Source organism: Thermoflexus hugenholtzii (genome assembly GCF_018771565.1).
Lineage (GTDB): Bacteria > Chloroflexota > Anaerolineae > Thermoflexales > Thermoflexaceae > Thermoflexus > Thermoflexus hugenholtzii_A.
The window spans coordinates 699475-715672 of sequence record NZ_CP076326.1 but is presented as its reverse complement, the minus strand read 5'-3'; the positions used below and the strand labels follow the sequence as shown (position 1 = coordinate 715672).

The window sequence follows — 16198 nt, the reverse complement described above, 5'->3', positions numbered from 1 at the left end:
GGCCCTCATTTTAGGCCGCTTCTATTAGAAGATCATTAGAGGAACAAAGGCGTTCCATCAGCCACCGCTCCCGCCGTTCTCACGCGGGAGCAGGTGGAGGGGGAATTGCGAACCCAGGGGGCTCTCCCGGATGGCCTCCTGAAGGGCCTCCAGGGGGAGGATCCCGGTTTCCTGAAGGACCACCCCCAGCGCATACAGGGCGGCGTAGCGAGCTCCTGCCGGTTCCCGGAAACGCCGGAGCCGCACCTCCGCTCCGGTCTCCGGGACCGGCAGAGAGGCCTCCAGCCAGAGGATCCCCCGACGCATCCCTCGGATCCGATCCTGCTGATGGGAGAGGCCATCCTCGGAGGTGATCACCACCGCATCCGGCTCCTGGACCCCCGGATACAGGATGGGATCCGCGGAGAGGATGAGCTCCGCTGTGGAGAAGCCTACCCCCACAGTCACCGGATAGCTGCCCCGGCGGGCCACATGGAGCCCGGCTGCCATCGCCGCGCGGGCCAGGATCATCGCCGCCTGCTGTACCCCCTCCCCGGCGGAGCCGCTCAGGACCAGGGCCCAGCGTCCCCTCAGGGTAGAGTGGAACTTCGTCTCCACCGGAGGGAGATCCAGCAACCCCGGACCGCGGGGACCCGGAGATCCGTCTGCCGCCTCAGGCAGGCGGAACACAGGCCGGGGGGGACGCTCCCAGGTCCCGAGGGCCAGGCCGGCCTCTTCGACCAGGGCCTTCAGCCGCAGGCCCGGATTCCACTTCACCCCATATTCCACACAGAGCTCCAGGACCTCCACCAGCGCGAACCCCTCCGTCCTCATCGCCCGGTGGAGGACTTCGGAGAAATCCCCTTGCCCGAGGACGCGGGCCACGAAGGAGGCCCCGGCGTCGAACGCCAGCTGGCAGAGATCATGGGGAGGCAGCCGCACGCCTTGCGGAGTGATCGCCGTGCGGAAGCCCCGGGGGGTCAACCCGCTGGGCTGGCCACCGGTCATCCCGTAAAGCATGTTGTTGTGCACCACCACGGTGAGATCCACATTCATCCGCGCCGCTTCCAGGATGTGTTGCAAGCCGATGGTGGCCCCTCCATCTCCGACGTAAACAATGACCTTCTTGCCGGGCGGAAGCCCCATGGCAATCCCCGCCGCCAGGGCTACCGCCCGCCCATGAAGGCCATGGACGGTGTGGGTGGCGAAGTGGCCATCCACGATGCCGTGACAGCCGATGTCCGTGACCAGGATCACATCCAGGGGATCCACCCCCAGGATCTCCAGCGCTTTCACCGTGCTGCGCACCACAAAGTGGTGCCCGCAACCCTTACAGAAAGGCAGATCCGGACGGGTCAGGAAGGCGCTCATGGGGCCAGGACCTCCCGAACGATCTCCTCCGGACGCACCATGCGCCCGACCGCGCCCACCCGGCGGACATGGTCAGGGGTCCGCCACCCGAAGAGCAGACGGGCCAGCTGGCCCTGGGCGTTTTCCTCTGCAATCACCACCCGGGGATATCGGGCCAGCACTTCATAGTAGATCGCGGGGATCGGCAGCAACGTGCGGATGAGAAGCAGGGAAGCCGGCACGCCCTGGGCCCGCAGGATCGCCGCGGCCTCCCGGGCTGCTCCGCTGGTGATGTCATAGCTGACGATCAGCGCCCGAGCCCCCTCCTGCTCATCCAGTTCATAGAGAGCCGGCGTGAGCGCCTCGATCTTCTCCCCCAAACGGCGTGTGTTGGCGATCGCCTCCTCGCCAGCCGATCGCAGGATCCCCGAGCGATCGTGCGTGGAAGCGTTCAACCGCACCGGATGGCGCTCGTTGCCCACCGGGAGGAAGGGAGGGACCAGGCCATCCCCAGGATCATACGCTCGATATGGGGCGGATCCCCGATAGAAAGAGCGGCGGATGGGCTCGATGGGCGAGAGACGGCGCAGGTCGAAGCTGTGTTGCGTCATCACCATCTCTTTCGAGCTAAGAAGAACCACGGGAGTGCGCAGGTCCACGGCGGTTCGCAAAGCGATCGGCGGCAGTCGCCAGCAATCCTCAAGATCCGCGGGGCAGAAAACGGGGAGCGGATAACCCCCGGAGATCAGGCCGTCCAGAAGCAGCACGTCTCCCTGCGCGCCGACCGTAGCCGTCCCTGTGGAGGGCCCCAGCCGCTGGACCAGTATGATCAGCATGGGGAGCTCCATCATATAGGCCATGTTGATGGACTCCATCATCAACGCGAAGCCCGGGAAGGAAGTGGCGGTCACCGGTAAAAAGCCGGCGGCGGAGAGGCCTGCCATCCATTGAAGCGCGGTGATCTCATCCGGAGCCGGCAGGGCGACGGGAAAACGCTGGCTGGCGTACGAGAAGATGAGGTTGGCAGGAGTGATGGGATAACCCACATAGACGTCCGCTCCGGCCTGCACGCAGGCCTCAACGATCAAACGGGATCCGTCCAGGAGAACCCGGTGCGCGCGATCGGCCTCCATGGAAGCCATCTCCTTTGTGGAAGATCCCCACTCCCCCAGCGCGCCCGATCCCCTGAAAGGATCTTCTCACAGACGGCCGGAAGCAGCAAGCTCCATGGGGAAGGACTCCCCTCTTGCTATGTTAAAATGATTGACGAAACAGGCCTGCTTCACCCGCGGCCTCATCGCGGGAGGATACGCCAGGCCGGCCTGGCCTTCCATTGATCCGGAGATCTGTCGTGGCGCGACCGCGAACGCAATATGTGTGTCAGAAGTGCGGGGCGGTGCACCCGAAGTGGATGGGGCGCTGCCCGGACTGCGGGGAGTGGAACACCCTGGTGGAGATGTCCCCCGCTCCCACCGTGCGGGCGGTGGGCCTCGCCGGGAAACCGGGGGCCCAGCCGGTGCCGCTTCCGGCGGTGGCGGCCGCTGAGGTAACGCGCTGGCCGCTGCCCATCGGGGAGTTCGCCCGGGTGCTGGGCGGCGGCGTGGTGCCCGGCTCCCTGGTCCTGGTGGCCGGCGATCCGGGGATCGGGAAATCCACCCTCCTGATGCAGCTGGCCGATCGCATGGCCGGCCCCGATTTCCCCGTCCTCTATATCTCCGGGGAGGAATCCCTCGGCCAGCTGAAGATGCGCGCCGACCGCCTGGGCCTGCACAACCCCCATCTGTATCTCTTAAACGAAACCCGGATGGACGCCCTGGCGGATCACATCCAGGGGATGCGCCCCCGCCTGGTGATCGTGGACTCCATCCAGACCGTCTACGTGGAGGAGATCCCTTCCCCTCCGGGGAGCGTCAGCCAGGTGCGCGAGTGCGCCGTCCGGTTTCAGGCTATGGCCAAGAACCTGGGGATCACCATCTTCCTGATCGGCCACGTCACCAAAGCAGGGCTGATCGCCGGGCCCAAGCTGCTGGAGCACATCGTGGACACCGTCCTTTACCTGGAGGGGGATCGGTATCACGCCTTCCGCCTGCTGCGCAGCGTGAAGAACCGGTTCGGTGCCACCTCGGAGGTGGGAGTCTTCGAGATGCGCGGGGATGGGATGGCCGAGGTGCCCAACCCCTCGGAGCTCTTCCTGGCCGAACGCCTCATCCAGGCCTCCGGCTCCGCCGTGGCCGTGACCATGGAGGGCACCCGCCCGCTGCTGGTGGAGATCCAGGCCCTGGTGAGCCCAGCCCCTCCCGGGGCCGCCCGACGCACCGCCAACGGGGTGGATCCTTACCGCCTCCTGCTCCTGGTCGCCGTGCTCACCAAACGGGTGGGCCTGCGCCTGCACGATCACGACCTCTTCGTGAACGTGGTGGGGGGGCTGCGGGTGGACGAGCCGGCCGCCGACCTGGCCATCGCCATGGCCATCGTCTCCTCCGCCCGGGACCGCCCCCTCCCGCCGGACATGGTGTTCATCGGGGAAGTCGGGCTATCCGGGGAGCTGCGGGCCGTGGGACATATGGAGCTGCGCCTGGCGGAGGCGGCCCAGCTGGGCTTCCGGCGCTGTCTCCTCCCCCGAACCGCCCGACGCCTGCGGGAGGTCCCCCCGGAGCTCACCCTGTTACCCGCACGCACCCTCGCCGAGGCGATCGCTGTGGCGTTCCCCGGATGACCGCTCATCCCAGCATCTCCCGCAGCTCCACGGCGTTGATCACGGCGTGTCCGAAGGCGTCGTTGTTGAAATACGCGTAGACCTCATGGCCGGCGCGCAGGAACCCCCGGATGCGCTCCGCCCAGGCCGCCAGCGCTTCGCGAGCGTAACGCCCCGCATAGAGGGCCGTCGATCCGTGAAACCGGATATACACCACCGGCCCGGTCACCCAGAGCGGAGGGGAGAGCTCCGGCATATCGAACAGACAGAAGGAGAGCGCGCCTCGGGCCAGCACCTCCCGCACCGGCTCAATCCACCAGCGGGGATCCCGAAGCTCGAACACGTGAAGCATATCCGAGGGGAGGAGGGCCGCGAACTCCGCCAGACGGCCGGGATCCGGTGGCCACCCGGGAGGAAGCTGATAGAGGATCGGCCCCAGGCGATCGCCCAAGCGCCGAGCGCGCTCCAGAAAGCGCGCGAGGGGATCCGCGCAATCTTTCAGCCGGCGGACATGGGTGAGATACCGGTTGGCCTTCACGGCGTAGCGGAAGCCTTCCGGGGCTTGGTCGCGCCAGCGATCGAAGGTCGCCTCGGAGGGCAGACGATAGAAGGTGTTGTTGATCTCCACCGTGTCGAAATGAGCCGCGTAATAGGAGAACCAGCGGCGCTGCGGGAGATCTTCGGGGTAGAACACGCCGCGCCAGTGGGGGTAAACCCACCCGGACGTCCCGATCCAGCAACGGGGGCCCATCAGCGCTCCCCCAGGATGATGGCGCTGCGGTCCGCGCCCCGGGCCACGGCAGGGGCTTGAAGGGCCGCCTCCTCCAGCGCCTTCATCCGTGCGGCCAGCCCTTCGATCTCATCGAGATGGAGCCGCAACGTCTCCGCCAGATCCAGCAAGGCCTGGATCAGGTGACGTTCAAAGGCATGGCGGAAGGCAGCCAGCGAATCGAAAACGATGCGCTCGACCTTCGCCCCGTGCTCGCTCAACCACAGGGCCGCCGCCGGGCTGTGCGGGACCTCTTTCACGAAGACCAGGGTTCGCTTCCGTGCCCGGACCGCCCGCCCCCACTCCAGCCCCATGGGGGAGGCGTAATCCATGCCCAGGATGAAGACATACAGATGCGCGGCCTCCACGGCCTCCAGCGCGGGGGCGAGGGCCTCCCCCGGTTTCGGGGTGTGCCGGATCTCCCATCCCAGCCGGACCGGGAGGCCGGCCACCACCTGCCCGACCACTTCCCGCTCCGCTTCCAGCTCCGGACTGCTGCTCACAAAGAGCCGGATGGGCTCGGCCATGGCCTTGTTTCAGGGTGTCGCCAGGGATTCATTCGGCGCCCCCCACCACCGGTGGGAAGAGACGAACCACATCCCCGGGCTGAAGAGGCGTATCCAGCGTGGCCTGGACTTCGTTGACGAAGACCGCGTGGATCAACTCCAGAGGGATCCCCAGCGCCGCCGCGATATCGCGAGGGGTGCCTCCCTCCGGGATCTCCACCGGGATCCCTTCATCCCGGATCCCGGCGGGGCGGTAGCGGCGCAGGATCGCATGCAGCTTCGCCGTCACCTGCATCGGGGCTCACTCCAGGACCGGTCGGATCCCCTGATGCACCACGCGCCCGCCGATGGTCTGGAGGATCTTCTGAGGGTCCTCCCACCGGCCGGTGCGCTTCTGGAGGGCCTGGGCGATCTGTCGCGGGGTCATGGGCTGGTTGCCGTTCACCAATAACAGCCGGAACACCGCATCGGTGAGCGGGGTTTGGGGCGTGATGAAATCCGGCTGGCGGCTGCAATGCTGCAGAAGGATATGCCACAGCCCGTCCACCCGCCGCACCTCGGCGGTCTCCGGATCCACCCAGTCGATCTCCGTCTCCTCCGGGTGAGCGAGGAAGCGCTCCCGATGCTCCAGGCAGAGATGGCTCATCAAATACGCCCGCAGATCCTGGCCCTTGCGCTTCCACCAGTCCAGGTCGATGTGGAAAGGGGTATCGAGGGTAGGTTTGATCAGGCGCTGCAGCGATGGACCCGGACGGCTGCTCATGCCTCTTCCTCCCGCCACCGCCAGTATCCATCGCCCAGGTAGAGGCACCCGGGCAGGCTCATCATCTCCTCGAAGAGCGGCTCCGGCGGCGTCCGGATCAGCAGGTTCACAGCCTGGTAAAGCGTGCGGGCGTGGACGGTGCCCTGAGGGGTGAGCTGGGCCAGCGATGGAAGCAACTGCTGGGCCAGAGCCCGGACCGGACGGTTCCGCCAGCGGGTCCACAGCTCCTCCAGGGCCGCCGGATCATCCACAACGATCAGGCTTTGGTCGTCGAACTCGCCCGGGATCTGCCGGCGGAGCATCTCAAAGACCAGCTGGCCCTCCTCCGCCCGAACCACCCGCACCCAGTCGCGCCGGCTGCGGCCTCGCAATGCCACCCGGATCACACCGGGCTCTGGGGAGCGTCGGAAGGCCACCAGGCAACCCGGCTGGACCTGATAGGCCTCATACCATTCCTTGAGGCCGAAAACGTATTTCCGCTCCCGAACCACCCATCCGGGCCAGCGTCGGCCGCTGACCGGATCCTCAAACTCAAAACGGATGCGATGGGTTCGGCCCAGGGGGAAGACCTGGCCGGTGCGCCGGGTGAGAGGGGCCGTTCCACTCCGCAGATGGGGATACGAAGCGACCCAGATCACCTCATCGGCCTCCCCCAGGCCCGGCCGGATCTCTTCCGGATCGCTGAGCTCGTCATCGATCTCCGCCGCGATGCGGCGCAGGGCCTCATCGAGGCGCGCGCGGTCCCCCCCATAGGGTCGACCCTGCAGGCGGGGCGGCGTCTCCTGCACCTCCGGGGGTTCCATCCGCCGCAGGAACCACAGGAACTGACCTGCTGGGCCCACCTCATCGAAGCGAGGATCCCGGTAGAGGGCCGCGTTCAGGGAGAAGACCCGCAGGGGCAGGGGAACATCCGCCGGGAGCTCCAGATGCGGCAGGAGCTCCTCCGGCGAGAGAGGCCCTCCGTTGTGGACATCGAGGACCGCCTCCACCAGATTCAGGTGGCCCTCATGGAGCTCCACCAGCAAGGCCCGAGGGAACCAGTGATCCCCTACCCGGACGAAATCCGGGCTGGCCTCCAGCCGCGCCCGCAGCTGCTCCCGGATGCGCTGCCCCCACCGGTCCCAGATCTCCTCCGGGCGCAGCTCCTTCTCATCAGGTCCCCGCCACCCGTCCAGATCGTTGAGGCGATGTGGAAGCGGATACTCCGCCGCGAACTCCCGAACGGTCCCGTCCTCTTCAAAGCGCACCTGGATCACCTTGAAGGGGCCGATCTCGGGGTTATGGCCCTCGCGGATCCCCACTACCGTTCCCACTGCGAAACCCATGTGTGGGAAGAAGAGGCGTTCCCCCACCTCATAGCGATCCCGGGGGCGGAAGGGACGGGTGCCGGCGAGGGCGGCACGCCGGCGCTCCTCAATCTCCTGCAGGCGCTGCCGGATCAGGATGCGAGCCAGCTCCTCATCGGTGCGGGGAAGCGGATCCTCCAGGAAGCGGTTCAGCAACGCCTCCAGATCCGCTTCCGTGATCTCCATGTGCTCCCAATCCATCGGGCCGGGCCATGCCATCGCCACCGCTTGCTCCTCACAGATCCGCCTTGAAGCCTGCGATGCGGCGCTCCTCCAGGGACGAGGACCCGTGATCTTCAAGTCGAAGCGCCGAGATCCTACAAGATTATAGCGAGGCCGAACGGGAGCAGCAACCACATGGGCTTCTATGCGCCGCGGCTTCCTCTCCGGAGCCCGGAGGGCGATGAGGCCAGAGGGACGAGATTTGCATCCGCGAAGGGTCCTCGCTATAATCATTCCAAACAACCGAATATAGGTGCCGCTCTTATCCAGAGTGGGTGGAGGGACCCGGCCCGATGAAGCCCCGGCAACCTGCCCGCCGTAGCGGGCGGCCGACCGGCGAACGGCCGCGCGGGTAAGGTGCCAAGTCCGGCAGAAGCGTTCGCCGCGCTTCTGGGAGATAAGGGTGGCCTGACGCGAGGCCCCTTTTCCCAGAAGGGGCCTTTTTGTTATCCCTACAGGCCTCGCCTTGCTCCTCCCATCCGTCTCAGAGGTGGTCGAAGGATCGCATCATCTTCTTCCGCAACGGATAAAGGAGGTGCCGGCGATGGAACTGCAGACGGAAACCGGATGCGCCACCTCGCTGGAGATCCGCGGCCCATCCACGCGGGCGGTGCATGGCGGCGCGGAGCGCCATAACCCCTACCACGCGGTGGTCCCGCCCATCGTCCAGACCGCCACCTACGCGTTCCGGGACACGGCGGACCTGATCGCCTTCCAGGAGGCCCGGCAGTGGGGCGCGGCCGGCGGCCGCGTGGATTACGGGCGCTACGGGAACCCCACCGTCGCCGCCCTGGAGGCCCGGGTGGCTGCCCTGGAAGGGGCGGAGGCCGCGGCAGCCTTCTCCTCCGGCATGGCCGCGGTCACCGCCATCCTCTTCGCCTCCCTGCGCAGCGGAGCCCACCTGATCGTCACGGAAGACGCCTACCGGCGCACCCGCCAGTTCGTGCTCCAGTTCTTGCGCCGCTTCGGCGTGGAGGCCACGGTGGTGCCCATCGGGGATTTCGAAGCCCTCGAGGCCGCGATCCGGCCCAACACCCGGCTCATCTTCACGGAGACCCCGACCAACCCGTATCTGCGGGTGATGGACCTGGAGCGGCTGGCGGAGATCGCCCGTCGGCGCCGCATCCGCACGGTGGTGGACGCCACCTTCGCCACCCCCATCAACCTGCGCCCTCTGGATTACGGGATCGACCTCGTGATCCACAGCGCCACCAAGTATCTCTCCGGCCACAACGATGTGATGGCCGGGGTGGTGGCAGGATCCGCCGACCTGATCGCCGGGCTGCGGGAGATGCAGGCGATGATCGGGGGCATCCTGGATCCCCACGCGGCTTATCTGGTCCTGCGGGGCCTAAAGACCCTGGCCCTGCGGGTGCACCGGCAGAACGAGAACGGCATGCGGGTGGCCGAGTTCCTCAGCGCCCATCCCCGCATCCGCCGGGTCTGGTATCCGGGGCTGCCCTCCCATCCGGATCACGCCGTCGCCCGCCGCCTGATGCGTGGGTTCGGGGGGGTGGTCACCTTCGAAGTCGCTGCGGATCGCGAGGGCACCTCCCGCTTCATCGACGCCCTGCGCATCCCGTATATCGCGCCCAGCCTGGGCGGGGTGGAGAGCCTGATCGAACAGCCCGCCCTGATGTCCTACTATGAGATGGACCCCGAGGAGCGGTCCGCCATCGGCATCACGGACAACCTGGTCCGTCTCTCGCTGGGCATCGAGGACCCGGACGATTTGCTGGCCGACCTGGAACAGGCCCTGGCCCGCCTTCCTTAGCGGGCCCTCGACCGGGGAAGCGCGCGAGGGCATAGGCCGCGTGGATCCTCGTCCCGCGCGGCAGCCGGATGCCGATCCCCTGGATCCCATGTGAGGAAGAGCCTCCAAGCCGCCGGATGTGGCAAGAGCCTTGATGATCATCGCCGATGAAACGTCCACGCTCGCCCGCTGGAGGGGAATCCTCCGGGCCGTCCGCCGGGACGGGATGCCGGCGCTGTTCCTGATCGGCGCGACGGCCCTCTTCTTCTGGCCCCTCTGGATCGCCGGATACCGCTTCCCCAAGGGAGGCGGCGATCTGTGGGGGCAACTGTATCCGGTCTGGTCCTTCGTGGCCGAAGAGCTGGGACGCGGCGTCCTTCCGCTGTGGAACCCCCGAATGCTGGGAGGGGACCCCATCTTCTCTGAGGGGCAATATGGTTTGTTCAACCCCCTCAACTGGCCCCTCTTCATGGCTTCCCCGATCCCACCGGGATGGGTGCTGCTGCGCGGTGCCTTCAGCCTGTGGCTGGCCGGAGTCGGGATGTATGTGTATCTGCGTCGTTCGCCGATCTGGAGGCTGGGACGCTCCGCAGCCCTCACCGGCGCCCTCGCTTATATGTTCTCGGACCCATTTGTGGTCCACCTGGGCCACCCTCAGTTCAACGACGCAATGGCCTGGCTCCCGTGGGCACTGGCCGGTGTGGACCAAGCCGCGCGGCGAACCCGCAGGATCCCCCTCGGTGCCCTCCCCATCGCCCTGCTCCTCCTTTCCGGGCACGGTCAGGCGGCGCTGTATGGGATGCTCACTGTAGGGCTTTACGCTCTCGGACAGGCGGCAGCGGGTGGATGGCCTCGGGGCTTCTACCGAATCGGACGGCTGGCCTTAGCCGGGCTGCTGGGCATCGCCCTGGCTGCCCCCTCCCTCCTCCCCGGTCTGGAGCGGCTCCCCCTGACGGATCGAGCCGGCGTTCCCCTTGAACAACGGCGGGGGTATGAATTCCCACCCGCGATGCTCATCGATCTCCTCAGCCCGCTCTTCCACGGGCGGGGAGCTGACCAGTTCTGGCTTCCGGCAAATCGAGTGGAGAGCGGCTACGTGGGATCGGTGACCCTGTATCTGGCCCTGCTGGGGCTGTTGGGGACCTTGCGGTTTCGTCGGACGTGGGCGCTGATCGGCCTGGGCACGCTGGCGCTGCTGTTCTCCCTTGGCTACCAGGGGCCGCTCTACCCTGCCCTGGCTCGGCTCCCCCTGTTCTCGGAGACCTGGAAGACCGCCCGGGCGATCTATCTGGTTTCCTTCGCGCTGGCCATCGCCGGGGCCATGGGGGTTGAACAGCTTCGACGTTCGTGCCCGCGGACCCTCATTCTCTGGGCCCTGGCGTTGTCGATGGGCGGGCTGGTGCTCTGGGGGGTCGCCCCGCGCTGGGCTGCGGAAGCCCCGGAGGGGCCCGCCCGGGCGCGCGCCGTAACCGGGCTGCGTTTCGCCGCCTTCCTGGCGTGGGGAACCGCTCTGTCCGGCTGGGCGATCTCACAGGGGAGGACATGGCTTCGTCCCGCCCTGCCGCTGCTTTTGACCGCCGAGCTGGTAGCCCTGGGAGCCACCGCCGAAGCGGAACCCTCCCCGCCTCACCGGGATCCTCATCCGCAGGCCCTGCGCTTCCTGCGGGCGGATCCCGGCTGGTTCCGGGTGGATGTGGATCCGGCGGCGCGCGACCTCTGGCCCCCCATCGCTCTGCAGATGGCCGGCTTCGAGGTCCCCCAGGGAACAGGCAACCCGATGGAGCTCCGGGAATTCAACATCCTGCGCTGGTGGATCCCCTCCGCGACCCATCCTGCTTACCGGATGCTGGGGGTCAAATACATTGTGGTCCCCAAAGGGGCTCCTCCCGGCGGCGAGGGGATCTGGCCTGTTTTCGTGGACGACCCGGCTATCGACATCCACCTCCACACCGGAGCCCTCCCCCGAGTCTGGCTGGTTTACCGAACGGAGATCGTGGACCACTACGGCGAGGCGCTGAAACGGGTGCTGGACGAACGCTTCCGTCCGGAGGAGATCGCCGTCGTCCAGAACGGGCCGCGGCTCAACGGGGAAGGTCGAGGACGGATCGGGGTCGCTCGCTACAGCCCGAACGAGGTCATCCTGGATGTGGAGACGGACGCTCCCGCCCTGCTGGTCCTCTCGGACACCTTTTACCCCGGCTGGCAAGCGACAGTGGATGGCCTCCACGTTCCCATCTACCGGACCAACGCCGTCTTCCGGGGCGTGGAGGTGCCCCCGGGACGTCACCGGGTGACGTTGCGGTTCCGGCCGGGGAGCCTGCGGATCGGCCTGGGGATGGCCATGGCAGGCGGGCTGATGGGTCTGGTCCTTGGGGTCGCAGGAAAACGAAGTCGCTGAGGGCCGAATCCCATTTCGTCCCCCCGGAATCGGACGATCCTCACCCTCCACACCTGAAGAAAAGCACTTCATCCCCCTGGGCGCTTCGGAATAGGATCAAAGCGGGTGATCCTTTTTGAGAGGGGGCATCCATGGCATGGTATCTGGTGGAAACCCGCTACTGTCCGATCCTGAAGACCGAGGTGGCGTTGCTGGAGCAGCGGATCTACCCCCGCAGCGATCATCTCTCCGACATGGCCTATCGGGTCCTTGCCCGTCGTTGCTCCCACGATCTGATCTGCAACGCCAACGATCACATCCATTGTCGCTGGGCCTACACGAACCCGGCGTGGGATCCCTTTGAGGAGGGCACAGACTAAACCGGGGGGGAGCGGCGCAGTGGGAGCATCTCACGGATCCGGGCCGACTCCTCCGGTGTGAAGGGCTGCAGCATCCACCAGGCGAGCCCATAACCGAGGGCACCTAAAGGCAGGGCGAGGACCGGCGTCGTCCTCCAGAGGGCGGCCATGAGGCCACCCATGACGACACCCGCCAGAAGCGGCCGCCCCAGGATCTCCCCCCAAGGCAACGGCCCCATCCTCCGCCGCAGGTCGTAATAGAAAGCGAGCCCCTCGACGATCTCGGACAGGATGGTGATCACCGCCGCCGCCACATACCCGAAGAGCGGGATCGCCAGCAGGTTCGACAGAGCGTTGAACCCCAGGGCGATCAGGAAGGCTTTGGTCTGGTAACGCTGTCGGCCCAGGGCCACCAGCACATAGTTGATCAGGCTGTTCATCCACCCGATGGGGATGGACCAGATCATGATGCGCAGGGCGATGGCCGCATGGGGGAGATACTGGGCGCCCCCCAGGAGATATGAGAGGGGCTCGGCCAGGAAGGTGAAGAGCACCGCGGTGAAGACGGCGATCGCTGCCAGACCTTTGAGGGTGAGGATCACCGAACGCCGCATGGCCTCTGTCGAGCCGGCCGCCTGCCGGGAGATCACCGGGAACACCGCGAAGGTCGTGTAGGCAGGGATGATGTTCAGCGCGTCCAGCCACTTGTAAGCGGTGCTATACCACCCCACCTGCACATCCCCTTTCAACGCCTGGAGGATGGGGACATCGATCTTGAAGAACAGGGTGGCCAGGAGATGGTTCAGCATCAGAGGGGCGGATTCGCGGATCATCTCCCGCCGCAGGGCCGGATCGTCCTCCCAGCGTGGGCGGAAGAAGGTCCGGAAAGCGATGCCGCTGAGCAAGGCCAGGGTGATCCCGTTGACGACCACCGAGGAGGCCGCGAGCCCGACGAACCCCCCGCCCATCAGGAGGATGGGCACGCCGAAGCTGACCTTGAGGAGGACGGTCACCACCGTGAGGGCGGCCGGGATCTCCGCCTTCTCATACACGTAGAAGAGGGCGGTGACGCCAGTGGAGAGGCTGGCGGGGACCTGGGCCAGGGCCAGCAACAGGATGGCCAGGGCGGTGTCGCCGCTCAGGCGGAACAGCCCCATCCAGAGCCCGGTGATCGCAAGCAGCAGCGGCAGCCAGGCGGCAAGCAGGACCAGACGCAGGGCCGAGCTGTTGACGAAATAGCGGTTCACCTGATCCCGGCGCCTCGCCCCTTCCCGCGTGAGCCAGACGTTCAGGCCGAAGTTCGAGAGGATCTCATACCAGCCCACCAGGACGATGGCGAAGTAATACTTCCCCGCCGCCTCCGGGCCCAGGATGCGCAACATCAGGGCGGCGAAGGCGAAGTCGATGGAACGGGTGAAGAGGTTGAGGGCCATGGCGGTGAGGCTGTTCTTGAGGACGCGGCGGGCGGTGGAGTGCTCCAGCTCCTCCCGATACAGGCGCCCCCAGAGCCAGAGGGCCGCCAGGAAGATCATCCCCATCCCACCGATGAAGGTGGTGAAAAAGCCCAACTTCACCGAAAGCGGGCTGTAGCGGAACCGCACCGTCCAGCGGCCCGGAGGCAGGATCACCGCCCGGAACAGGCCGTTAGCAGCGTAGATCTCCAGCGACTGCTCCTCCCGCTCGCTCCCCCCGATGGGCCGCCGATATGCCACCCAGCCCGGGAAGAAGGTGTCCGCCAGCACCAGCCAGGAGGGTTCCTCCACCGCCGCATCCACCCACACCTCGTTGATCCCGTAAACGGTGACCGTCGCCGGGCGCGACGCCCCCCGCTCCCCGAACCGCTCCAGCTCCGGGACCCGACCATCTACCACCACGTAGAAGCGGGGGTCGAACTGCCGCAATGCCCCGAAGGGGTCCCGGTGGAAGACCGTGGCGGTCAGAGGCAACGTCCACGCCCGGGGCATGGCGCCCTCGTTGCGGTAGACCCGCACTTCCCCTTCGTAAACCTTCGTGTAACGGGGCGAGGGGATCTCCTCTTCCGTGACCACGTATTTCACGTTCAGGGCGTCCAGCAGCGGGGAATCCAGGGCGGCCGGATCGGTGAGGGGCGCGATGCGGTTGAAGGGCAACTCGTGCTGGAGCTGGATGGTCGACATATAGGCCACGTAACGCTTGAGGATGATGGAATCGTATCCCCGCACGTCCTGCAGATCATACAGCCAGGGGCCGTTGGCGTTGAAGGTCTTGCGCCCGTGCGGATCGAAGGTCGTCAGCCGCCACGGACCGGGATCCTGGCGCAGGAACCGAACAACCGGCGGGACGAAGTCCAGCCAGCGGGGATCGGCGGCAGGATAGAACCCCGCCCCCGCCTGAAGCAGGTCCAGGGCCAGCATCCCGATGGGCAGGACGCTGCGAACCGGACGGGGTTGAAACAGCCGGAGGGCCAGGCCGCTCCCCAGGGCCACCCCGCCGAAACGAAGCAGGTTCCAGAACTGATACGAGAAAAACGTGCGGCCGTCCGGGAAGGCCTCCGGCGCCTTGGCCAGGGCATGGAGGGCCCGCTCCGCGAGGGACAGGGCGGTTTCCGGCATCCCCCAGCGGGCCAGGACCAGGGCGGCCAGGGTGAGCGCCCCCACTCCCATCCATCCCAGGGCCATCCACCGCACCGCCTTCCCCTCCTCCCGCAGCGCCACCTCAAATCCCGCTCCTGCCAGACCCGCCATCGCCAGGGTGAAGGGCCAGATCCAGCGGAAGGGCGAGTGGAGCTGGTTGATGCCCGGCAGGCCGTAATACAGCAACGCATACGTGGGCATCCCGAAGGCGAACGAGAACGAGAGCGCCGCGAGGAGGACCAGGAACAGGATGGGAACGCGGGAGCGGGCGAGGGATCGCCAGCGGAGCAGCGCGAGGAGAGCGAAGCTCCACGGCAACAATCCCAGATATGCCCCTCCTTCCACATAGTTCTTGATCCCCCAGTGGCTGGTGAAGGCCCCGTTCGGGTTGGGCTGGCCGTAGGCGTTCACCGTGAAGGGCACCCAGGCCCCGCTGAACACATCCCGCACCCCATGGTGGCTGGGGTTCCCGTAGAAATCCGGGATCAGGAAGACCAGAAGATGGCGCCAGGGATACGCCCAGCCCAGCACCTGCTGCAGGGTCGCCGTCCCCTCGCGGAAATTCTCCCGCACCACCTCATACAGCGGCATCCACTGGGCCGCCCCCAGGGCGAACCCCAGGCCCACCGCCAGGCCGGTCCATCCCAGGGTCTCCAGCGCGGCCCGGATCCGGGCCCGGGCACGCCACGCCCCCCACAGGCCGTAGCCCAGGCCGATCAAGACGGTGTAGTAGGTGATCTCCACGTGCCCGGCCAGGATGTTCATCCCCAGGGCGATGGCCGCCAGCAACGTCCAGGGGAGGGCCGCCGGGCGGCCGAGCAGCGGACGCCGCTCGATCATCCCGTGAAGGGCGGCGAGAAGATAGGGGAGCCAGGCCGCGCCGGCGATGATCATGGGGAACACCATGCTGACCACCATGAAGGCGCTCAGCTCATAGGCGACCCCGGCGAAGGTCGCTGCGGCCCGGCTCAGGCCCCAGGCCCGCGCCAGGGCATACATCCCCAGGCCGGCCAGGAACAGTTGCAAGGCGTTGAACAGCGCATAGGCCTGGGGGAGGGGGAAAAGCAGGAAAAGCGCGGTGAACGGGTAGAGGGCGGAGTGCTGCCCGTTGGCCAGGAAGGGAGCGCCGGCGAACAGATATGGGTTCCATAGGGGAAGCTCCCCCCGCCGCAGGGCCTCAAGGAGAAAGCGCTTCCACGCGTAGTTCTCCAGCACCAGGTCGGAGAGCAACGCGTTGTGAGGAACCCCGATCCCGAAAGCGGTGGCCGCCGCCCGCCAGGGCTGCCATTCGTAAAGATTATCCGCCGGGAGGATGGTCCGCGACCCGGTCAACGTGGGACCCAGCAACAAAACCGGCAACAGGGCGAAGATCCCCATCGGCCCCAGCCGGGAGAGCCACCTCATCCCTCGTCGCATCCTCTCATCCGCCCTCCCACGCAGGATCCCATCGCGGGTCCATTATACCCG

12 protein-coding genes and 1 riboswitch are annotated in these 16198 nt (G+C 66.9%); of the genes, 4 read left to right on the top strand and 8 right to left on the bottom strand.

The features are described from left to right. Positions 1 to 57: 57 nt before the first annotated feature. Both KNN16_RS03325 and KNN16_RS03320 read right to left on the bottom strand, forming a co-directional pair. Positions 58 to 1350 (bottom strand): thiamine pyrophosphate-dependent enzyme, encoded by a 1293-nt coding sequence (locus KNN16_RS03325; RefSeq protein WP_303898787.1) that lies wholly within the window; start codon positions 1348 to 1350, stop codon positions 58 to 60. Next, positions 1347 to 2462 carry a hypothetical protein gene (locus tag KNN16_RS03320; protein WP_303898784.1) on the bottom strand — a complete coding sequence of 372 codons (1116 nt, stop codon included), beginning with the start codon at positions 2460 to 2462 and terminating at the stop codon, positions 1347 to 1349. Before KNN16_RS03320 ends, KNN16_RS03325 begins: the two co-directional genes overlap by 4 nt. Before the next feature lie 218 nt (positions 2463 to 2680). On the opposite strand from KNN16_RS03320, the gene radA reads away from it, so the two are divergent. Continuing rightward, on the top strand, positions 2681 to 4045 hold the full coding sequence (gene radA, locus KNN16_RS03315) for a DNA repair protein RadA (protein WP_303898782.1): 1365 nt from the start codon (positions 2681 to 2683) through the stop codon (positions 4043 to 4045). Positions 4046 to 4049: 4 nt separating this feature from the next. Here the strand turns inward: radA and KNN16_RS03310 are convergent, their stop codons facing one another. Genes KNN16_RS03310 through KNN16_RS03290 form a run of 5 tightly spaced genes read right to left on the bottom strand, consistent with a single transcriptional unit; the run spans position 4050 to position 7633 of the window. Continuing rightward, the gene (locus KNN16_RS03310; protein WP_303898779.1) at positions 4050 to 4775 is read right to left on the bottom strand and encodes a DUF72 domain-containing protein; all 726 of its coding nucleotides are present in this window, start codon (positions 4773 to 4775) and stop codon (positions 4050 to 4052) included. Continuing rightward, positions 4775 to 5320 carry a hypothetical protein gene (locus KNN16_RS03305; RefSeq protein WP_303898776.1) on the bottom strand — a complete coding sequence of 182 codons (546 nt, stop codon included), beginning with the start codon at positions 5318 to 5320 and terminating at the stop codon, positions 4775 to 4777. The genes KNN16_RS03310 and KNN16_RS03305 overlap by 1 nt, the downstream gene beginning before the upstream one ends. Before the next feature lie 28 nt (positions 5321 to 5348). Further along, a complete protein-coding gene (locus tag KNN16_RS03300; protein WP_273089607.1) occupies positions 5349 to 5594 on the bottom strand; it encodes a MoaD/ThiS family protein in 246 nt (81 codons plus the stop codon). Between the two features lie 6 nt (positions 5595 to 5600). Then, positions 5601 to 6062, bottom strand: a complete 462-nt coding sequence (locus KNN16_RS03295; RefSeq protein WP_303898771.1) for a hypothetical protein — start codon at positions 6060 to 6062, stop codon at positions 5601 to 5603. Beyond that, a complete protein-coding gene (locus KNN16_RS03290) occupies positions 6059 to 7633 on the bottom strand; it encodes a hypothetical protein (RefSeq protein ID WP_303898769.1) in 1575 nt (524 codons plus the stop codon). The genes KNN16_RS03295 and KNN16_RS03290 overlap by 4 nt, the downstream gene beginning before the upstream one ends. Before the next feature lie 256 nt (positions 7634 to 7889). Continuing rightward, positions 7890 to 8034, top strand: a riboswitch (SAM riboswitch). Between the two features lie 140 nt (positions 8035 to 8174). Here KNN16_RS03290 and KNN16_RS03285 point away from each other — a divergent pair. From KNN16_RS03285 to KNN16_RS03275, 3 genes are all read left to right on the top strand, one after another. Continuing rightward, positions 8175 to 9404, top strand: coding sequence for a PLP-dependent aspartate aminotransferase family protein (locus KNN16_RS03285; protein ID WP_299282456.1), 1230 nt, complete (start codon positions 8175 to 8177; stop codon positions 9402 to 9404). A gap of 133 nt (positions 9405 to 9537) precedes the next feature. Further along, positions 9538 to 11781: a YfhO family protein gene (locus tag KNN16_RS03280; protein ID WP_303898766.1), complete on the top strand. Its 2244-nt coding sequence runs from the start codon at positions 9538 to 9540 to the stop codon at positions 11779 to 11781. Between the two features lie 131 nt (positions 11782 to 11912). Next, a complete protein-coding gene (locus tag KNN16_RS03275; RefSeq protein ID WP_299282462.1) occupies positions 11913 to 12140 on the top strand; it encodes a hypothetical protein in 228 nt (75 codons plus the stop codon). On the opposite strand, the gene KNN16_RS03270 is transcribed toward KNN16_RS03275, so the two are convergent. Then, entirely contained in the window at positions 12137 to 16147 is a 4011-nt protein-coding gene (locus KNN16_RS03270) for a flippase (protein WP_303898764.1), read from the bottom strand. The genes KNN16_RS03275 and KNN16_RS03270 overlap by 4 nt on opposite strands. Positions 16148 to 16198 lie beyond the last annotated feature (51 nt).